This window comes from Cysteiniphilum sp. GTC20157 (genome assembly GCF_055396795.1).
Genome location: NZ_AP044698.1, coordinates 44,557 through 68,364 on the forward strand (window position 1 = coordinate 44,557; position 23,808 = coordinate 68,364).

Genomic DNA, 23,808 nt, shown 5'->3' on the forward strand with positions numbered 1-23,808 from the left:
TTACTTTTCATTTGATCTCGGAGCATCATGGAGTTGTGTAGATGACTTGACAACAACTTGATTGCGATTAAAAGCTAAACCGAGTGTTAATATCTCTTTGACTTGGGGTTGGGCTTTTAGCTCAGTGATGTAGTGCTTCTGGTTAATCTGTGCTAAGGCTTTGTCAGCTAATGCCGCTAAGGTGTCATGATCGCAGTCATCCTTGGCATGCTTGAATTCCATCACAAGACCTAAAGTATTGTTTTTATTGGTGGCTAATGGATACAGTAGCACATCGGCAAAGCCGTCACCTGACTCGCGATTAGAGTGGACGATATGTGTCGCTCTTAATGAGGCGATTAACCCTAATACCAAGCCATGATAGAACTTCTCAGCGGTATAACCGGTGTCGCGGACACTTAATGCTTCAATAATATAGGTGTTTAGTTGCTCACTAAACTGCTCAACACGACCATTGACTAGATTGTCTAAAAAGGACTGGTATTGGACGCCTAAACGGGTATTCAACCAAAATTTAAAGTAATAATTAAGCAAATGCACAATCTCAATGTTCGGTAAGCGCACAATACCATCATACATGACACCGTCGGTGGTGTTGACTTTTGAAGTGGTTAAGTAACCAGCAAACAACAACAAGCTCCATAAGCTACTGCTTTGATAGGATAAGGTATCATAGGTGACATGGCGATCGATAATGACGTCAGCATTTTCACCTTCCATTAGTTGAGTTAATGCCGGATGTACGTCTTGCCGAAACTTTAATAGCAAGTCTTCAATCATCTTGTTATTGGAGGTATGTATCCAGTAGTCATCAAACTGTCCATCATTCTTTAAACAATTCAATATTGACCATGGATTATAGATTTCTAGTCCTGCGAAATTGTAGCCGTTATACCATTTCTGAGCATTGATTTTGTCATTGTCCATATTTTGTATGCTGTATAGCGCATCTAATTCATCATTGGTAAAACCAAAATACTGGCGATATTTAGCATCAAGGAGTGTGTAAACCTGCAGGTTATTGAGCCCTGAGAGCATGCTGTCTTTAGATACGCGTAAGATGCCAGTCATCACACCCTTATGTAATGCATTATTATCTTTAAAGGTATTACTCATTAGATTACGCATCAAAGGCGTTAAGTCTTCGATATAGTTCTCAACATAAGCCGCATTTAAAGGGGTGTCATATTCATCTAATAAGATCACCACGCGCTGTTGGTAATGTTTGGCAAGCAGCTCACTCAATACTTTTAACGCTTGATCAATCTCTGAAATGCTCAATATTTCAAAACGCAAATACTGACGGAATATATCCTTATCAAGCGTATCTAAAGCATCAGAATTTAAGAGCACTCTGTGGCTAGCAAAAACATGACGAATCAGTAGTGATAGCTGCTCGCGTGCAGTTTCAAAATTACGTGCCTTAATGTCTTTAAAGCTGACAAAAATCACCGGATACTTGCCTTGATGTGCCTTTACATAGGCACCATTGTCGACTTTGGCAATTGCTAAGTGATCGAATAAGCCCTGTGTGTCGGTGAAGTCAATCTTATCCGCAAAGAAGTGGTGCAGCATCGACATATTGAGTGTTTTACCAAAGCGTCTTGGGCGGGTGATCAGTATCACTTTGCTGCTATCTTCGATAATATCTTTAATAAATAAACTTTTATCAACAAACAATCCATCTTGAGTAATAATTTCTGCAAAGTTGGATGAACCAATATAAATTTTTTTTGCCATTTTTGCCATAATACGCTACAGGTGGATAATGAATATGATTAATTGACTCTATGGTAATCTTCTCAAAGAAAATTGACAATGGGGTTTTAGCCTAATGGCGCTATTATGAAATGGTGACATAGTAGTGAATCAAGAATAAGTTGAGTTTCAATTACTCCCCTCACCCGTGCAGCTTAAGCTGCACGACCTCTCCCGCAAGGGGAGAGGTGCTAACTGACGCAACTTATTCTTGACTCATTACATAATGATTTTTGACAACGACGTTATTGCGATTAAAAGCTAAACCGAGTGTTAATATCTCTTTGACTTGGGGTTGGGCTTTTAGCTCAGTGATGTAGTGCTTCTGGTTAATCTGCGCTAAGGCTTTGTCAGCTAACGCCGCTAAGGTGTCATGATCACAGTCATCCTTGGCATGTTTGAATTCCATCACAAGTCCTAAAGTATTGTTTTTATTGGTGGCTAATGGATACAGTAGCACATCGGCAAAGCCGTCACCTGACTCGCGATTAGAGTGGACGATATGTGTCGCCCTTAATGAGGCGATTAACCCTAATACCAAGCCATGATAGAACTTCTCAGCGGTATAGCCGGTGTCGCGGACACTTAATGCTTCAATAAGATAGGTGTTTAGTTGCTCACTAAATTGCTCAACACGACCATTGACTAGATTGTCTAAAAAGGACTGGTATTGGACGCCTAAACGGGTATTCAACCAAAATTTAAAGTAATAATTAAGCAAATGGACAATCTCAATGTTCGGTAAGCGCACAATACCATCATAAACGACACCATCGGTGGTGTTGACTTTTGAAGTGGTTAAGTAACCAGCAAACAACAACAAGCTCCATAAGCTGCTGCTTTGATAGGATAAGGTATCATAGGTGACATGGCGATCGATAATGACGTCAGCATTTTCACCTTCCATTAGTTGAGTTAATGCCGGATGCACGTCTTGCCGAAACTTTAACAGCAAGTCTTCAATCATCTTGTTATTGGAGGTATGTATCCAGTAGTCATCATACTTTCCGTTTTTACGCAAGCAATTTAATATTGACCATGGATTATAGATTTCCAGTCCTGCGAAATTGTAGCCGTTGTACCATTTTTGAGCATTGATTTTGTCATTGTCCATATTTTGTATGCTGTATAGCGCATCTAATTCGTCATTAGTAAAGCCGAAATATTGTCGATACTCTTCATCTAACAGGGTATAGACTTCAAGGTTGTTTAGCCCTGAGAGCATGCTGTCTTTAGATACGCGTAAGATGCCAGTCATCACACCCTTATGTAATGCATTATTATCTTTAAAGGTATTACTCATTAGATTACGCATCAAAGGCGTTAAGTCCTCGATATAGTTCTCAACATAAGCCGCATTTAAAGGGGTGTCATATTCATCTAATAAGATCACCACGCGCTGTTGGTGGTGCATGTATAGCATATGACTTAAAAAACGTAAACTGACATCAATTTGTGAGCTACTAAAAACGTCCGTCTGCATGTAATTTTTGAGTTTGATTTTATCCAACTCATCCAACTCATTAGATTGCAACAGGTGGCGATTCTGTCTAAATGTCTCTTGAATTAAAAGTGACAGTTGCTCGCGTGCAGTTTCAAAATTACGTGCCTTAATGTCTTTAAAGCTGACAAAAATCACCGGATACTTGCCTTGATGTGCCTTTACATAGGCACCATCGTCTGCTTTGGCAATTGCTAAGTGATCGAATAAGCCCTGTGTGTCGGTGAAGTCAATCTTATCAGCAAAGAAGTGATGGAGCATCGACATATTGAGTGTTTTGCCAAAGCGTCTTGGGCGGGTGATCAGTATCACTTTGCTGCTATCTTCGATAATATCTTTAATAAATAAACTTTTATCAACAAACAATCCATCTTGAGTAATAATTTCTGCGAAGTTAGATGAACCAATATAAATTTTTTTTGCCATAATACGCTACAGGTGGATAATGAATATAATTAATTGGCTCTATGGTAATCGGCTTAGATGGAATTGACAATGGGGTTTTAGCCTAATGGCGCTAACTTCAGTTAAGAAGTAGCTTGTGAATATAGACTTTGCAACGACGTTAAATCAATCATCCCTGTACTCCCCTCACCCGTGCAGCTTAAGCTGCACGACCTCTCCCGCAAGGGGAGAGGTGCTAACTGACGCAACTTATTCTTGACTCATTACATAATGATTTTTGACAACGACGTTATTGCGATTAAAAGCTAAACCGAGTGTTAATATCTCTTTGACTTGGGGTTGGGCTTTTAGCTCAGTGATGTAGTGCTTCTGGTTAATCTGCGCTAAGGCTTTGTCAGCTAACGCCGCTAAGGTGTCATGATTACAGTCATCCTTGGCATGCTTGAATTCCATCACAAGACCTAAAGTATTGTTTTTATTGGTGGCTAATGGATACAGTAGCACATCGGCAAAGCCATCACCTGACTCGCGATTGGAGTGGACGATATGTGTCGCTCTTAATGAGGCGATTAACCCTAATACCAAGCCATGATAGAACTTCTCAGCGGTATAGCCGGTGTCTCGGACACTTAATGCTTCAATAAGATAGGTGTTTAGTTGCTCACTAAACTGCTCAACACGACCATTGACTAGATTGTCTAAAAAGGACTGGTATTGGACGCCTAAACGGGTATTCAACCAAAATTTAAAGTAATAATTAAGCAAATGGACAATCTCAATGTTCGGTAAACGCACAGTACCATCATAAACGACACCATCGGTGGTGTTGATTTTTTCAGTGGTTAAGTAACCAGCAAACAACAACAAGCTCCATAAGCTGCTGCTTTGATAGGATAAGGTATCATAGGTGACATGGCGATCGATAATGACGTCAGCATTTTCACCTTCCATTAGTTGAGTTAATGCCGGATGTACGTCTTGCCGAAACTTTAACAGCAAGTCTTCAATCATTTGATTATTGGAGGTATGTATCCAGTAGTCATCAAACTGTCCATCATTCTTTAAACAATTCAATATTGACCATGGATTATAGATTTCCAGTCCTGCGAAATTGTAGCCGTTATACCATTTTTGAGCATTGGTTTTGTCATTGTCCATGTTTTGTATGCTGTATAGCGCATCTAATTCATCATTGGTAAAACCAAAATACTGGCGATATTTAGCATCAAGGAGTGTGTAAACCTGCAGGTTATTGAGCCCTGAGAGCATGCTGTCTTTAGATACGCGTAAGATGCCAGTCATCACACCCTTATGTAATGCATTATTATCTTTAAAGGTATTACTCATTAGATTACGCATCAAAGGCGTTAAGTCTTCGATATAGTTCTCAACATAAGCCGCATTTAAAGGGGTGTCATATTCATCTAATAAGATCACCACGCGCTGTTGGTGGTGCATGTATAGCATATGACTTAAAAAACGTAAACTGACATCAATTTGTGAGCTACTAAAAACGTCCGTCTGCATGTAATTTTTGAGTTTGATTTTATCCAACTCATCCAACTCATTAGATTGCAACAGGTGGCGATTCTGTCTAAATGTCTCTTGAATTAAAAGTGACAGTTGCTCGCGTGCAGTTTCAAAATTACGTGCCTTAATGTCTTTAAAGCTGACAAAAATCACCGGATACTTGCCTTGATGTGCCTTTACATAGGCGCCATTGTCGACTTTGGCAATTGCTAAGTGATCGAATAAGCCCTGTGTGTCGGTGAAGTCAATCCTATCCGCAAAGAAGTGATGCAGCATCGACATATTGAGAGTTTTGCCAAAGCGTCTTGGGCGGGTGATCAGTATCACATCACTACCATCGTCAATAATCTCTTTGATAAAAAGAGATTTATCGACAAATAAAGCATTATCAAGAATGATTTTTGCAAAGTTGGATGAACCAATATAAATTTTTTTTGCCATAATACGCTACAGGTGGATAATGAATATAATTAATTGGCTCTATGTTAATCGGCTTAGATTGAATTGACAATGGGGTTTTAGCCTAATAGCACTAACTTCAGTTAAGAAGTAGCTTGTGAATATAGGCTTTGCAACGACGTTAAATCAATCATCCCTGTACTCCCCTCACCCGTGCAGCTTAAGCTGCACGAGCAATCCCGCAAGGGGAGAGGTACTAGCTGACGCAACTTATTCTTGACTCATTACATAATGATTTTTGACAACAACTTGATTGCGATTAAAAGCTAAACCGAGTGTTAATATCTCTTTGACTTGGGGTTGGGCTTTTAGCTCAGTGATGTAATTTTTTTGATTAATCTGCGCTAAGGCTTTGTCAGCTAACGCCGCTAAGGTGTCATGATCGCAGTCATCCTTGGCATGCTTGAATTCCATCACAAGACCTAAAGTATTGGTTTTATTGGTGGCTAATGGATACAGTAGCACATCGGCAAAGCCGTCACCTGACTCGCGATTGGAGTGGACGATATGTGTCGCTCTTAATGAGGCGATTAACCCTAATACCAAGCCATGATAGAACTTCTCAGCGGTATAGCCGGTGTCTCGGACACTTAATGCTTCAATAAGATAGGTGTTTAGTTGCTCACTAAATTGCTCAACACGACCATTGACTAGATTGTCTAAAAAGGACTGGTATTGGACGCCTAAACGGGTATTCAACCAAAATTTAAAGTAATAATTAAGCAAATGGACAATCTCAATGTTCGGTAAGCGCACAATACCATCATAAACGACACCATCGGTGGTGTTGACTTTTGAAGTGGTTAAGTAACCAGCAAACAACAACAAGCTCCATAAGCTGCTGCTTTGATAGGATAAGGTATCATAGGTGACATGGCGATCGATAATGACGTCAGCATTTTCACCTTCCATTAGTTGAGTTAATGCCGGATGTACGTCTTGCCGAAACTTTAATAGCAAGTCCTCAATCATTTGATTATTGGAGGTATGTATCCAGTAGTCATCAAACTGTCCATCATTCTTTAAACAATTCAATATTGACCATGGATTATAGATTTCTAGTCCTGCGAAATTGTAGCCGTTGTACCATTTCTGAGCATTGATTTTGTCATTGTCCATATTTTGTATGCTGTATAGCGCATCTAATTCATCATTGGTAAAACCAAAATACTGGCGATATTTAGCATCAAGGAGTGTGTAAACCTGCAGGTTATTGAGCCCTGAGAGCATGCTGTCTTTAGATACGCGTAAGATGCCAGTCATCACACCCTTATGTAATGCATTATTATCTTTAAAGGTATTACTCATTAGATTACGCATCAAAGGCGTTAAGTCCTCGATATAGTTCTCAACATAAGCTGCATTTAAAGGGGTGTCATATTCATCTAATAAGATCACCACGCGCTGTTGGTGATGTTTATAAAGCATATGACTTAAAAAACGTAAACTGACATCAATTTGGGATGCGCTAAACATAGTGAATTCAAGATACGCTTCAAATGCTTTTTTTTCGGTTGCGTTTAAATGCTTGGATTCTAATAGATAATAATGTGCATTAAAAACCTCGCGCATAAGATAAGAAAGCTGCTCACGTGCGGTGTCAAAATTACGTGCCTTAATGTCTTTAAAGCTGACAAAAATCACCGGATACTTGCCTTGATGTGCCTTTACATAGGCGCCATTGTCGACTTTGGCAATTGCTAAGTGATCGAATAAGCCCTGTGTGTCGGTAAAGTCAATCTTATCCGCAAAGAAGTGATGCAGCATTGATATATTCAGTGTTTTACCAAAGCGTCTTGGGCGGGTGATCAGTATCACATCACTACCATCGTCAATAATCTCTTTGATAAAAAGAGATTTATCAACAAATAAAGCATTATCAAGAATGATTTTTGCGAAGTTGGATGAACCAATATAAATTTTTTTTGCTGTTTTTGCTGTTTCTTTTTTTCTTGTCATAACATACCACAATTAGATAATTAATTGCACTTAGTAATAATTCAAAAATAAGTTGAGTTTTAATAACTCCCCTCACCCGTGCAGCTTAAGCTGCACGAGCAATCCCGCAAGGGGAGAGGTGCTAACTGTCGCAATCTATTCTTGATTCATTACTAGGTCAAATCAAACGATCTCTATGGTAATCCTCTCAAAGTAAATTGACAATGGGGTTTTAGCCTAATGGCATAATGGCACAACCTTGGAGAATCACTCACCGTCCATGGCAGCTTCGCATTGGATCCTCGCGCCCTCTTGCCTTACGGATGAGAAGTCACAGGGTGTCATTGCGAGCATGGATGCGTGGCAATCCATTTTATCAGAGATGATAGATTTAAGTTCGTTGCAAAGCCTATATTTACAAGCCACTTCTTAAAGTAATGCCATTAGATTTTAGCCAATCTCCTAACGCATATCAGACAATCTCTGATAATGAAGTTAATAAAGACCTACTACACAAAACGTGATCCGCCATAACACTATCGCCAAAGCTTGACTATAGTAAACAACATCCAAGGGTGTATTTGTTTGTCCTTGTGGTTTTGACCATTTTAAGGATGCCATAAACCCCGCAGCCAATGGAGTATACAGCCATCGTCAATCCTTCGGCGATAAGTATACCAAGACGAGTAAACGCTCAAGTGTGAAGCGAAAAGGTAAACAAGCTAAAAAAGGTGGTCGCCATGATTAAGCAGCTCTATCAAGTCATCAGAAAGCAGTTATCCAGTGATGATGCCAACTCAGGCATTCTCAACACACAATCAAACAGCGCTAAGCCCTCGATATTTGAGCGTCTACAAGTGCTGAAGAAATCTCCACAAAGTAAAGCGGCGAAGCTAGAACAAGCCAAACAAGATTATCTCAATCAAGCACAACCTTCGCTGTTGCAAGAGCTTGAACCGCGCTTTATGTTCGATGGCGCGGCGATTGAAACGGTTGATTTAGCCGATGGTGTGTCGCAAGATGAACAAGCGTATGTCTTAAGTGCGATCAATGATAATGACAATGCCTATGCTGCCGATAGCTTACTGGCTGCGATTGAGGCTGATAGTGAGGGCTTTGCCGCTGATTATAGTCAATTTAGTGAAGTGATAATTATTGATGCGCGAGTCAAAGACCCACATGTGATTATCAACAGCATCTCACGTGATGCGGCGGTTGAGGTGATCTTACCTGAGCAAAATGGCGTGGATAAAATAGCGGAATTATTACAAAAATACCAAAGTCTTGATGCCATTCATATTGTCTCGCATGGTGATACTGCGCAATTACAACTCGGTGATGTTAACCTTAATGCCAGCAATCTCACGGATTATCAAGCGCAATTACAACAATGGGGGCAAGCGTTAACGGATACGGGCGATATATTATTCTACGGTTGTAATGTCGCTGAAGGCGATCAAGGTCAAGCTTTTGTTGATCAGTTAAAAGCACTAACCAGTGCCGATATAGCCGCATCGATTGATATTACAGGAGGTGAGCTTGTAGATGGTGACAGTATTTTAGAAGAAAGCCAACTTGTTGAAGCGGACGAGATTATTGATTTAGAGCACTATAACCATCAATTGGAATTTACACAACGAGGAGTTGATATTGTTGGTGAAAATTCAGGTGATTGGTTTGGTGATCCGGTTGCAATAAATGAAGATGGCACTAGAGTTGTTATTGGCGGGAGTTTTAATGACGAAGTTGCTACTAATGCAGGTCACGCAAGGGTTTATGAATACAGTGATGGTTCTTGGGAACAAATGGGTGCGGATATTGATGGGGAAAATGCAAATGATTATTTTGGAGAACAAGTCTCAATAAATGCCGATGGTACTATTGTGGCAATAGGCTCTCGTTTAAATGACGATGGTGGTTATAATGTAGGGTATGTAAAAATTTATCAATGGGATACTGATACTCTCACTTGGAATCAAATGGGTACAAATATTGTTGGTGAGGCTGTAGATGATCAATCAGGCTGTTCACTGTCACTGAGCAGCGATGGCACTCGGGTCGCCATAGGCGCTAATCGAAATGATGGTAACGGAACTAGTGCAGGCCATGTAAGGATTTATGAATGGGATACTGACACTCTTGCTTGGAATCAAATGGGTGCTGATATCGATGGTGAAGCTGCAATTGACGAATCAGGCTTTTCAGTATCACTAAGTGCTGATGGCAATAGGGTAGCGATAGGTGCTCCTTACAATGATGGTAGCGCAACATGTAAGGATTTATGGCTGGAGTGGTAGTGCTTGGATACAAGCTGGGGCTGATATTGATGGTGAAGCGGCAGAAGATAACTTTGGCTATAAGGTTGCACTAAGTGCAGACGGTAATATAGTCGCAATATCGAGTAGATTAAACGATGGCAATGGTACTGATTCAGGTCATGTTAGGGTTTATGAATATAATGGCAGCTCTTGGGTACAAATGGGAGCAGATATTGATGGTGAATTTGCAGGGGACTTTTTTGGTTGGGGACTAGCGCTAAGCGCTGATGGTACTAGAGTTGCAGCAGGTTCTAATTTTAATGATGGTGGTGGTCCTAATTCTGGGCATGTAAGGGTTTATGACTACAATGGTAGTGTCTGGATTCAGGTCGGATCTGATGTTGATGGCGCTCCAGGAGAGCAATCAGGAATTGCCATTTCATTAAGTGCCGATGGCAGCTCAATGGTGGTAGGAAACTCAGCTAATAGTGCTAGAGTATATTACGCTGCGCCACCACCGGCAGCTCCGGTTGTTAGTGGACCTGGCGCATTAAGCGATATAGATGAGGATAATATCACCTCTGTAGGTAATACCATTGCCGAAATATTAGGTGATACGGTTACCGATGCTAATTCAGATCCTGAGGGAATTGCGCTTATTGCTGTTGATAACACGCATGGTCAATGGCAGTACACCATAAATAATGGCGTTAATTGGAATAATATAAGCGCTCTTTCTGAAACGAATGCGCTGTTGCTTGCGGCAGACGATGCGAGTACCAAAATTCGCTTTGTCCCAAATAGTAATTATTATGGTGCCAGTGGTGATATTACTTATCGGGCGTGGGATCAAACATCAGGCAGCAACGGTGATACAGGTGTTGATGTGTCGGTTAATGGAGGGTCTACTTCTTTTAGTGCCGCTACAGCAACGGCAAGCTTAACCGTTAATGCCGTCAATGACGCCCCTGTTATCACCGCATTAACTGCAGTTGCCCCGACTTTCCAAGAAAATGGCAGTCCACAGAATGTCTTTAGTGGTGCGGATATTGACTTTGTTGAGGGTACTGATAATGCGCTTGAGATAATTTTTGAGGTTAGTGGCTTAGCCAATGGCAGCGATGAGAAGCTTTATATTGATGGTGAAGCGATCGATCTGGTTGCAGGTTCAGGGACAACAACAGCCAATAGCTATGATTATGCTGTTGCTATTAATGCAACGACGGCAACCATTACCATTAACCGTGCCGCGAATATTACTAAAGCCGACATTGATGCACTCATCAATGGCTTACAATATCAAAACACCAGTGAAGAGCCATTGGGTAGTACACGCACGGTTGAGCTGGTGAGCATACAAGACTCAGGGGGTACAGCCAATGGCGGTAGTGATGTCGGGACATTTAATTTGCAATCGGTGGTAACCATTAATGCGGTGAATGATGAACCTGTTGTTAGCAGCACTGGACTTAGCCCAAGTTTCCAAGAAAACGCTAGTGCGCAAAACGTATTTAGTGGCACTAGTATTGATTTGGTTGAATCAGCAGATAAAGTAAAAACCATTACCTTAAGTGTCAATTCACTGCAAAATGGCGCAGATGAGAAGCTTTATATCGATGGTCAAGCAATTGATTTAGTGGATGCCAACACAGGCACAACGACTGCGAATGGTTATGACTATAGCATTACTGAAAGTGGTGGTACGGCAACCATTACCATTACTAAAGTAGGTGATATTGAAATTATTGATGCCGAGAGTTTGATTAACGGTTTGCAATACGAGAACACCAGTGACGACCCATTGGGCAGTACACGCACGGTTGAGTTAGTCAGCCTTCAAGATAATGGCGCTACAGCAAATGATGGTGATGACCTTGATGATGTAAATATCATATCAACGGTAACCTTAACCGCGGTTAATGATGCGCCCGTTGTCAGTGTCACGCCAGTAGTCACTCCTGTGTATACAGAAGGAGCAGCAGCTCAAAATATCTTTAGCAGTACGAATATTAATTTGGTTGAAACAAGTGACAAAGTTAAAACCATTATTTTTACGGTAAGCGGTTTGGAAAATGCCCAAGATGAGAAGCTTTATATCGATGGTGAAGCTTTAGATCTTGTCAATAGTAGCGGAACAACATCGGCTAATAGCTATGCTTATACTATTACTGAAAGCGCTGGTGTTGCGACAATTACCATTGATCAACTCGGTGATATAGCGGTTGCTGATGCGCAAAACCTAATCGATAACGTGCAATATGCCAATAGCAGTGATCATCCAACAGGGGTAAACCGTACGGTTGAGTTGGTTAGCATTCGAGATAATGGCGGCACTGGAAATGGTGGTGTTGATACAGTTAATGTCAATGAAGCGGTCGTGATTAGTCTGACTGCAATCAACGATGCACCAAGCATTAAAGCGCCAAGTGAAGCTGTTTTATTACAAGCAACCTCGCTAAGCTTTGATGCCGGTCAAGGTCTTATTCAACTAAGTGATATTGATGCCGGTAGCAATGATATTGAATTAACGATTTCAGTGACTAATGGTATTTTGACATTGTCACAAGATAGCGGGTTAACGTATCAAGATGGGACGAATAATAATGAATCATTGATTACTGTACAAGGAACGCTTAGTGACATTAATAATGCCTTGTCCAATCTGATTTACACACCAACGACAACCTTTACAGGACTTGACACGTTATCGCTTAGTATTGATGATCTAGGTAGTACTGGTGGTGGCTCATTAACGGCTACTCAAGATGTGAGTATTAACGTCAATGCCGTGGCTGATCTTAGCATTGTTGAGCTCAATATTGATGATCCCGGTTTTGATGAAAGTAATTTTGTGACACTGTTAGTTAAAAATAGTGCAACGATTGCAACGGGTACACAATTGCTGATTAATATTAATGAGAGTGATAATCTAAGCGGTACGGTTGTGGCTCAGTTTGACGGCAGCAATTGGGTGGCTCAAAATGGCGCCAGCATTAATGCCACACAAAGCCAAGCAGGTAGCAACTATAGTACGGTGGTGATTGAGGCAGGCAGTGATTGGTTAAAACATACCGAAGCCCATGCTATTGCCTTGGTCAGTGGCAGTAATGTATTAGAGCTATTAAGCTACAAAGGCAATATCTCTTTTGATTACGAAGGCAGCTCATATCTGTCGACTGATATTGGTTTGTTGTCACGTTCAAATGCAACTGATATTGTCACAACGAACTCGAATGTATCGCTTAAACGGAATGTATTCAATGATGACTGGCAAATCAATCGTGATAGTAATTTCTATGCTGAGCGTGGTGCGTTACCATTATGGATTAATGATAGCGTGCATGAAGCAGTTGCCAATCCGTTGCAAGCCGATGCGTTTATTTCGATGTTTCAATATGATCCGGCAGGCGGACCTATTTCGGGTGCAAATAACTTCGTCTCAATCGTTGTCAAGGGTGATGTTGATTTCAGTGGCTATAAACTGGTCACTGAATTGGCAGATGGTACTTATAGCAGTGGTGTTAATGGTACCGTTATATTGGATAATACTGCCAATGTTTGGAGTGCAGAAAATGGCTATTCTGTTGAAAGCTTAGCTTATCCAGCTGAGGGCTATACCGTATATGCAGTGTATGGTGAGGATCTAAGTAATAATGAAGGTGCATTTGTGCTCTTAGATGCCAATGATAAACCGGTGGACTTCATCAGTTATGCGCATGAGTTTGAGGTGACCTTTGGCAGTGATCTATATCGCAGCTTAATTGCCGGTGAGCAAACCAATGAAGATTTTGTGTTTATGCGCACAGCGGATTCAAGCTTTATTCCATTATTTGATCTATCTGAAAGCGATGGCATCAGAGCGGGGGCTAATGGCGTCGATGATCGCGTTGAAATAGATCATCGCGTTGATCTACCTGATTACTTGTTATCAACGACAACAGTCTCGCCAACCACCGATTATCAGACATCAGGTCTATTTATCAGTGCATTAAGTTATCATCCGAATGCGCAAGGTGCCGGCAGCTCTGAGGAGTTTATTGAGCTGATATATCGCGATGGACAAGTCACGGATGGCACGAAGCTCTATGCTAATATCACCGCAGATGATGCCAATGGTCAGCATATTGCTACCTTTAGCACAGGTGTTTGGGTAGCTGAGACGGGTTTCACTTTGGATGTGGCAGATCAAATGCATGAAGCAGGCTTCAATGCCGTGGCATTTACCAGTAGTAGTGCCAACTGGTTAGTTGATGGGCCGCAAGGCTTTGCATTAACCGATGCCAGTGATAATTTGATTGAATTTGTAAGTGTCGAAGGTCCTGTGCAAAGTAACTTCAACGGCATCAATTATGTCTCTAATATGATAGAAGTGTATCACACAGATGATAATGCCGGTGTGTTAAAACGCCAAAGTAATAATACTTGGGCACGTAATTTTGAAACGGATCATTTTACCAGTAAAGGCTTACTTGAAGCCGGTGAGTTTGTGCATAGACCGTTCTCAGATAACGCCACTAAAGCAACCGATTCAGACGCTAACTACACCTTCCAGATCAGTGATTTTACCTTTGCCGATAATGATACCGGTAATAGCTTACAAGCAGTTAAGATCACGACATTGCCAGCAAGTGGAACTTTGAAACTTAATGGTAGTGCCATTAGTCAAAATGATAGCATTTCTGTAGCAGATATTAGCGCTGGAAACCTTACCTTTGATGGTGTGATTGCACTAGGAAGCGCGCAAGATACCTTTGACTTTAAAGTAAATGATGGCACGTTTGATTCTTCTCAAGAATATACAATGACGATGAATATGCCAGAGACATTGGATGTCAACAACGATGGTACAGCAGATGCTGTTGTGCCTTATGGCACAATATATGTTGACAATGGTACTGATTTCACGATTACCACGCCACTGGGTAATGTGTTAACGCTGCCTGAGTTAAGTTTAGGGGATACAGCAACCATTATCACCGAGGACGCAGCAGGTAGTTTGATGATTGATGTTAATGGTGATGGCGTAGATGCCACCGTGCCTAGTGGATCAACGCTTGCAAATATTAATACGGATGACTCAGAGATAACGATCACAACAGATCCAAATGGTGATGGCACTTTGGAAAGTACAGTGACCGTTTCTTTTAATGCCAATGCCGGTGTGACGGATGATGGCACCATTGTGACATTAGACTCAGATGGTGATGGTACATTAGATGTCACCGCGCCAAGTGGTTCAACGATGGTCAGCGATGGCACAACAGTGACGGTAGCGACGGTTGCAGGGGGGCAATATACAACACCCGTTAATCAAAATATGCAAATCACAGATAATGGCAATAACACGGTAACCGTCGATGCAAATAATGATGGAACGATTGATGTCGTCATCCCTGATGATGCCGACTTTACCAATAATGGTGATGGTACGTACACCGTTACAGATAGTCAAGGCGACAGTGTGACGTTGCCATTGAATACCGATGCGACCATTTCTGAGGGAGCAGTCGGCACACTTGACGTTGATTTAGATAATAATGGTACCAATGATGTCACCTTACCGAATGGCTCAAGTGTGGTTGATAACGGCGATGGCACCCAAACCATTACTGATCCTAATGGTGATAGTGTTACGATACCGATCAATAGTAATGCCATTATCAGCACAGCAAGTGCAGGTGAAATCACGGTTGATTTAGATGGTGATGGTACAGACGATGTCACCGTGCCATCAGGCAGCGGTATTGTCGATAATACACCTGATGATACCTTAACGATTACAACAAACGATGGCAGTGTATTCACCATCCCTAAAGAGGCACAAGCGATCATTACCGATGATGGCACGACGGCTTCTTTAGATACTGATGGCGATGGCACAGCCGATGTCACCGCGCCAAGTGGTTCAACGATGGTTAGCGATGGCACAACAGTGACGGTAGCGACGGTTGCAGGGGGGCAATATACGACACCCGTTAATCAAAATATGCAAATCACAGATAATGGCAATAATACGGTCACTGTCGATGCAAATAATGATGGAATGATTGATGCCGTCATCCCTGATGATGCGCACTTTACCAACAATGGTGATGGTACGTACACCGTTACAGATAATGAAGGCGACAGCGTGACGTTGCCATTGAATACCGATGCGACCATTTCTGAGGGAGCAGTCGGCACACTTGACGTTGATTTAGATAATAATGGTAGCAATGATGTCACCTTGCCGAATGGCTCAAGTGTCGTTGATAATGGCGATGGTACCCAAACGATTACCGATCCTAATAATGATAGTGTGACGATACCAATCAATAGCAATGCCATTATCAGCACAGCAAGTGCAGGTGAAATCACGGTTGATTTAGATGGTGACGGGACAGTCGATGTCACCGTGCCATCAGGCAGCGGTATTGTCGATAATGCACCTGATGATGATACCTTAACGATTACAACAGACGATGGCAGTGTATTCACCATCCCTAAAGAGACACAAGCGATCATTACTGATAATGGTACTGCGACTTCTTTAGACACCGATGGCAATGGCACAGCCGATGTCAGCGCGCCAAGTGGTTCAACGATGGTCAGTGATGGCACAACAGTGACGGTAGCGACGGTTGCAGGGGGTCAATATACGACACCCGTTAATCAAAATATGCAAATCACAGATAATGTCAATAACACGGTCACTGTCGATGCAAATAATGATGGAACGATTGATGTCGTCATCCCTGATGATGCGCACTTTACCAATAATGGTGATGGTACCTACACCGTTACAGATAGTGAAGGCGACAGTGTGACGTTGCCATTGAATACCGATGCGACCATTTCTGAGGGATCAGCCGGCACACTTGACGTTGATTTAGATAATAATGGTAGCAATGATGTCACCTTACCGAATGGCTCAAGTGTGGTTGATAACGGCGATGGTACCCAAACCATTACTGATCCTAATGGTGATAGTGTTACGATACCGATCAATAGTAATGCCATTATCAGCACAGCGAATGCAGGTGAAATCACTGTTGATTTAGATGGTGATGGGACAGTCGATGTCACCGTGCCATCAGGCAGCGGTATTGTCGATAATACACCTGATGATACCTTAACGATTACAACAAACGATGGCAGTGTATTCACCATCCCTAAAGAGACACAAGCGATCATTACTGATAATGGTACTGCGACTTCTTTAGACACTGATGGCAATGGCACAGCCGATGTTACCGCACCAAGTGGTTCAACGATGGTCAGTGATGGCACAACAGTGACGGTAATGACGGTTGCAGGGGGTCAATATACGACACCCGTTAATCAAAATATGCAAATCACAGATAATGGCAATAACACGGTCACTGTCGATGCAAATAATGATGGAACGATTGATGTCGTCATCCCTGATGATGCGCACTTTACCAATAATGGTGATGGTACGTACACCGTTACAGATAGTGAAGGCGACAGCGTGACGTTGCCATTGAATACCGATGCGACCATTTCTGAGGGAGCAGCCGGCACACTTGAGGTTGATTTAGATAATAATGGGTCCAATGATGTCACCTTACCGAATGGCTCAAGTGTGGTTGATAATGGCGATGGCACCCAAACCATTACTGACCCTAATGGTGATAGTGTTACGATACCAATCAATAGCAATGCCATTATCAGCACAGCAAGTGCAGGTGAAATCACGGTTGATTTAGATGGTGATGGTACAGACGATGTCACCGTGCCATCAGGCAGCGGTATTGTCGATAATACACCTGATGATACCTTAACGATTACAACAGACGATGGCAGTGTATTCACCATCCCTAAAGAGACACAAGCGATCATTACTGATAATGGTACTGCGACTTCTTTAGACACCGATGGCAATGGCACAGCCGATGTCAGCGCGCCAAGTGGTTCAACGATGGTCAGTGATGGCACAACAGTGACGGTAGCGACGGTTGCAGGGGGTCAATATACGACACCCGTTAATCAAAATATGCAAATCACAGATAATGTCAATAACACGGTCACTGTCGATGCAAATAATGATGGAACGATTGATGTCGTCATCCCTGATGATGCGCACTTTACCAATAATGGTGATGGTACCTACACCGTTACAGATAGTGAAGGCGACAGTGTGACGTTGCCATTGAATACCGATGCGACCATTTCTGAGGGATCAGCCGGCACACTTGACGTTGATTTAGATAATAATGGTAGCAATGATGTCACCTTACCGAATGGCTCAAGTGTGGTTGATAACGGCGATGGTACCCAAACCATTACTGATCCTAATGGTGATAGTGTTACGATACCGATCAATAGTAATGCCATTATCAGCACAGCGAATGCAGGTGAAATCACTGTTGATTTAGATGGTGATGGGACAGTCGATGTCACCGTGCCATCAGGCAGCGGTATTGTCGATAATACACCTGATGATACCTTAACGATTACAACAAACGATGGCAGTGTATTCACCATCCCTAAAGAGACACAAGCGATCATTACTGATAATGGTACTGCGACTTCTTTAGACACTGATGGCAATGGCACAGCCGATGTTACCGCACCAAGTGGTTCAACGATGGTCAGTGATGGCACAACAGTGACGGTAATGACGGTTGCAGGGGGTCAATATACGACACCCGTTAATCAAAATATGCAAATCACAGATAATGGCAATAACACGGTCACTGTCGATGCAAATAATGATGGAACGATTGATGTCGTCATCCCTGATGATGCGCACTTTACCAATAATGGTGATGGTACGTACACCGTTACAGATAGTGAAGGCGACAGCGTGACGTTGCCATTGAATACCGATGCGACCATTTCTGAGGGAGCAGCCGGCACACTTGAGGTTGATTTAGATAATAATGGGTCCAATGATGTCACCTTACCGAATGGCTCAAGTGTGGTTGATAATGGCGATGGCACCCAAACCATTACTGACCCTAATGGTGATAGTGTTACGATACCAATCAATAGCAATGCCATTATCAGCACAGCAAGTGCAGGTGAAATCACGGTTGATTTAGATGGTGATGGTACAGACGATGTCACCGTGCCATCAGGCAGCGGTATTGTCGATAATACACCTGATGATACCTTAACGATTACAACAGACGATGGCAGTGTATTCACCATCCCTAAAGAGACACAAGCGATCATTACTGATAATGGCACGACGGCTTCTTTAGATACTGATGGCGATGGCACAGCCGATGTCACCGCGCCAAGTGGTTCAATGATGGTGAGCGATGGCACAACAGTGACGGTAGCGACGGTTGCAGGGGGGCAATATACGACACCCGTTAATCAAAATATGCAAATCACAGATAATGGCAATAACACGGTCACTGTCGATGCAAATAATGATGGAACGATTGATGTCGTCATCCCTGATGATGCGCACCTTACCAATAATGGTGATGGTACCTACACCGTTACAGATAATGAAGGCGACAGTGTGACGTTGCCACTGAATACCAATGCGACCATTTCTGAGGGCGCAGCCGGCACACTTGACGTTGATTTAGATGGTGATGGTACAACGGATGTCACCGTGCCGTCAGACAGCAGTATTGTTGATAATGCACCTGATGATACCTTAACGATTACAACAAACGATGGCAGTGTATTCACCATCCCTAAAGGGACACAAGCGATCATTACCGATGATGGCACGACGGCTTCTTTAGATACTGATGGTGATGGCACAGCCGATGTTACCGCACCAAGTGGTTCAACGATGGTCAGCGATGGTGATGAGGTTGTGACGACATTAACTAGTGGCGAGCAAATCACCACAGATGTTAATAGTGGTGCGGTGATTACTGATAATGGTGGCAATAGTGTTACGGTTACCAATAGCGATGGTTCTGAGATTGCTGTGGATTTAACCGGTGATGGCACAACCGATGCGATCATCAGTAGTGGCATGACGGTAGCCGATGCCGGTGGTGGCAATATCATTGTCACCGATGCGGACAATGACAGCGTGATCTTACCGGCAAATAGTGATGCAACCATTTCTGAGGGAGCAGCCGGCACACTTGAGGTTGATTTAGATAATAATGGTACCAATGATGTCACCTTCCCAAGTGGCTCAAGTGTAGTTGATAATGGTGATGGCACCCAAACCATTACTGACCCTAATGGTGATAGTGTTACGATACCGATCAATAGTAATGCCATTATCAGCACAGCGAATGTAGGTGAAATCAGCGTTGATTTAGATGGTGATGGGACAGTCGATGTCACCGTGCCATCAGGCAGCAGTATTGTTGATAATACACCTGATGATACCGTAACGATTACAACAGACGATGGCAGTGTATTCACCATCCCTAAAGGGACACAAGCGGTCATTACTGATGATGGCACGACGGCTTCTTTAGATACTGATGGTGATGGCACAGCCGATGTTACCGCACCAAGTGGTTCAACGATGGTCAGCGATGGTGATGAGGTTGTGACCACATTAGCTGGTGGCGAGCAAATCACCACAGATGTTAATAGTGGTGCGGTGATTACTGATAATGGTGGCAATAGTGTTACGGTTACCAATAGCGATGGTTCTGAGATTGCTGTGGATTTAACCGGTGATGGCACAACCGATGCGATCATCAGTAGTGGCATGACGGTAGCCGATGCCGGTGGTGGTAATATCATTGTCACCGATGCGGATAATGACAGTGTGATCTTACCGGCAAATAGTGATGCAACCGTTTCTGAGGGAGCAGCCGGCACACTTGAAGTTGATTTAGATAATGATGGTACCAATGATGTGACCGTAGTCAACGGCTCAAGTGTGGTTGATAATGGCGATGGCACCCAAACCATTACTGACCCTAATGGTGATAGTGTTACGATACCGATCAATAGTAATGCCATTATCAGCACAGCGAATGCAGGTGAAATCAGCGTTGATTTAGATGGTGATGGTACAACGGATGTCACCGTGCCATCAGGCAGCGGTATTGTTGATAATACACCTGATGATACCGTAACGATTACAACAAACGATGGCAGTGTATTCACCATCCCTAAAGAGACACAAGCGATCATTACCGATGATGGCACGACGGCTTCTTTAGATACTGATGGCGATGGGACAGCCGATGTCACCGCGCCAAGCGGAGCAACGATGGTCAGTGATGGTGATGAGGTTGTGACGACATTAGCTGGTGGCGAGCAAATCACCACAGATGTTAATAGTGGTGCGGTGATTACTGATAATGGAGGCAATAGTGTTACGGTTACCAATAGCGATGGTTCTGAGATTGCTGTGGATTTAACCGGTGATGGCACAACCGATGCGATCATCAGTAGTGGCATGACGGTAGCCGATGCCGGTGGTGGCAATATCATTGTCACCGATGCGGATAATGACAGTGTGATCTTACCGGCAAATAGTGATGCAACCGTTTCTGAGGGAGCAGCCGGCACACTTGAAGTTGATTTAGATAATGATGGTACCAATGATGTGACCGTAGTCAACGGCTCAAGTGTGGTTGATAATGGCGATGGCACCCAAACCATTACTGACCCTAATGGTGATAGTGTTACGATACCAATCAATAGTAATGCCATTATCAGCACAGCGAATGCAGGTGAAATCACTGTTGATTTAGATGGTGATGGGACAACAGATATCACCGTCCCATCAGGCAGCAGTATTGCCACTAATGCTTCTGATGGTACTTTAACGGTGACAACAACCGATGGTAGCACTGTTACGTTACCTGACGATACTGGTGCCAACATTATAGAGAATAATGGTCAGATTATCGTAGACATTGACGGTGATGGAACACCGGAGATTACTGCCCCAAGTGGCTCAACTATCGTTGATCAAGCCGATGGCACTATTGGCATCGATATTGATGGTAATGGCACGATGGATGCAACGATCAATGAAGATGATAATGTCACCGTGACGGATAATAATGATGGCACCATTTCTATTGACACCGATGGTGATGGTACAGCAGATGCCACGATTAATAACAATGAGAACGCACATATCACGACGAACCCTGATGATAGTGTCAATATTGATTTTGGTGGAGATGGTATAGATGCCGTTATTCCACAAGGCTCGACAGTTATTAACAATGATGATGGTACAGTTACGGTTAACACAGAAAATGGTGAGGTTCAAATTTCTGCAAACCAAAATATAGCGATTAGCGATAATCCGGATGGCACCATTAACTTTGATGTTGGCAATGATGGCATTGTTGATATCATTGGTGATGCTAATACCCAAGTTGTTGTTGATAATGATGTGATAAATGTCACTACACCTAATGGTATTGCTGTATCTGTTCCGGCAAATGAACAGGTTGCAATCCAAGATGATCCGGCGACTGGACTAGCAATCATAGACTTCGGTTATAACGGGGTTTATGATGTCAAGGTGCCTGATGGTTCTATGATTACAACAGCAGGTCAAAGCCTCATAGTTCAGACACTATCAGGTGATACGATCAATGTTCAAAAGGATTCGCAATCAGATATTACTGTGCCTGCGGTTAACGTTTATTTAGATCGTTCAGTAATCGCGGTGCAACCTAATGCGCAAGGTGAATACCGTATTGGCGGAGGGAATATTGATAATGCTACTGTCAATATTGCTGATCGCTCCACACCTGTTGACTTTAGTGCTGCGTTTTCAGGCTTTGCTAAAAACACAGTCATAACGCTTAATCAGGAGACGTTTGCAAGTGGTTCTGGTACGATTGATGCTCCGTTTAGTGCAGAGTTCCAAGGTGGGACAAAAGCCACAATTGCTAGCTTGTTAAGTAGTGATAATGTTGAGGCACGCATAACGGGTGTGACACCTGAGCAAGGTCAAATAGAAACCGTACTAAATGGTAATAAGATTGATATTATATTTGTTGCAAACCCTACTTTCTCGGGTCAAGTTGATATGGTACTTGATGTCCATCAAAATGGGGTTTTGGTTGATAAACATCACTTTACCTTGAAAGTTATTCAAACCCCAGATGTATTAAGTTCAGATAATAATGCAGCAAATAATACACGTATAACAAGCAATGTGAATGTCGAAGCAAAAGCCTCTGCTGTGGCGAAGATTGCTGAAACCGAAGTTTTATCAAGTAAACCGATTGAGATTGAGCAAACAGCAGTTAAGGTAAATTTTAAAGCAGCAGTTGATCAAGGTCAAAGAGTGGAAGTATTAACCGAGATTGCTAGTAATACGATCAAGGAAAGCTTATTAGATACAGCAAGCACACAAGATAATACGCAAGATATGGTTAAACAAATCGTGCGTGATGCAGTTGCAGCGCAGCAAAATGAGGTTATTAAACTGCAAGATGTTGGTAAGATTGCAGCAGGTATGGTTAATGGCGCGCTTGATGTCAGTAGTAACACACAGTTTGTGGTCAAAGGCGTTGTCGAGCAAACCATTGCGTCAGGTTATAATGCTGCAGAAGTTGCCGAAGTGTTAACCCAGATGATATTAGAGACAGATGAGAGTGAGCGTATCGATGTGGTGCGTTCAATTGCCAATGAAACACAGTTAAGTCCAGAACATATTGAGCAAGTCTTTAATTACTTGCAAGCACAAAATCCAGCGTTGGCTGAGGTGTTCGCCCAAGAGCTGCAATCATCTTCTGTTAATGCAAATCCACAAGATGCAAGTAATCACATTAACCCATTTGAAAAAGATAAAAAACAAGGTCTATTGGCTAAGCTTAAAGCGGTTATTTTAAAAGGAAAAGATGACTATCAAGACATTGATTTAGCGCAATACGATGAAAGTCAACAAAAATATAACATTCAGCTTGCAAAGGCACAGTTATTGACTATGGTTAGTAAGGAAAAGGATAAGACAAAACAAGACAAGTTGTAAGGATTAAACCTATACCCTTCATAAATCAGGGCAGTCAAATGGTTGGTGGTGGGTATATGCAATGA

The 23,808-nt window shown here is 42.5% G+C and carries 6 protein-coding genes; 2 read left to right on the forward strand and 4 right to left on the reverse strand.

Going from position 1 to position 23,808, the window contains the following annotated elements; translation table 11 throughout:
• From ACZ5V8_RS00110 to ACZ5V8_RS00125, 4 genes are all read right to left on the reverse strand, one after another.
• Positions 1-1,749: an AAA family ATPase gene (locus ACZ5V8_RS00110; RefSeq protein WP_464217875.1), complete on the reverse strand. Its 1,749-nt coding sequence runs from the start codon at positions 1,747-1,749 to the stop codon at positions 1-3.
• Between the two features lie 214 nt (positions 1,750-1,963).
• Positions 1,964-3,685: an AAA family ATPase gene (locus ACZ5V8_RS00115; RefSeq protein WP_464217876.1), complete on the reverse strand. Its 1,722-nt coding sequence runs from the start codon at positions 3,683-3,685 to the stop codon at positions 1,964-1,966.
• Positions 3,686-3,913: 228 nt separating this feature from the next.
• Entirely contained in the window at positions 3,914-5,635 is a 1,722-nt protein-coding gene (locus ACZ5V8_RS00120; RefSeq protein WP_464217877.1) for an AAA family ATPase, read from the reverse strand.
• A gap of 228 nt (positions 5,636-5,863) precedes the next feature.
• Positions 5,864-7,612 (reverse strand): AAA family ATPase, encoded by a 1,749-nt coding sequence (locus tag ACZ5V8_RS00125; RefSeq protein WP_464217878.1) that lies wholly within the window; start codon positions 7,610-7,612, stop codon positions 5,864-5,866.
• Positions 7,613-8,331: 719 nt separating this feature from the next.
• Between ACZ5V8_RS00125 and ACZ5V8_RS00130 the strand changes: the two genes are divergently transcribed.
• Both ACZ5V8_RS00130 and ACZ5V8_RS00135 read left to right on the forward strand, forming a co-directional pair.
• Positions 8,332-9,888 carry a DUF4347 domain-containing protein gene (locus ACZ5V8_RS00130; protein WP_464217879.1) on the forward strand — a complete coding sequence of 519 codons (1,557 nt, stop codon included), beginning with the start codon at positions 8,332-8,334 and terminating at the stop codon, positions 9,886-9,888.
• A complete protein-coding gene (locus ACZ5V8_RS00135) occupies positions 9,845-23,743 on the forward strand; it encodes a hypothetical protein (RefSeq protein ID WP_464217880.1) in 13,899 nt (4,632 codons plus the stop codon). The genes ACZ5V8_RS00130 and ACZ5V8_RS00135 overlap by 44 nt, the downstream gene beginning before the upstream one ends.
• Positions 23,744-23,808: the final 65 nt, after the last annotated feature.

Coding starts and splice junctions, on each gene's coding strand:
- ACZ5V8_RS00120 (WP_464217877.1), bottom strand. CDS start 5,635: ATGGCAAAAAAAATTTATATTGGTTCATCCAACTTTGCAAAAATCATT.
- ACZ5V8_RS00125 (WP_464217878.1), bottom strand. CDS start 7,612: ATGACAAGAAAAAAAGAAACAGCAAAAACAGCAAAAAAAATTTATATT.
- ACZ5V8_RS00115 (WP_464217876.1), bottom strand. CDS start 3,685: ATGGCAAAAAAAATTTATATTGGTTCATCTAACTTCGCAGAAATTATT.
- ACZ5V8_RS00130 (WP_464217879.1), top strand. CDS start 8,332: ATGATTAAGCAGCTCTATCAAGTCATCAGAAAGCAGTTATCCAGTGAT.
- ACZ5V8_RS00135 (WP_464217880.1), top strand. CDS start 9,845: ATGATGGTAGCGCAACATGTAAGGATTTATGGCTGGAGTGGTAGTGCT.
- ACZ5V8_RS00110 (WP_464217875.1), bottom strand. CDS start 1,749: ATGGCAAAAATGGCAAAAAAAATTTATATTGGTTCATCCAACTTTGCA.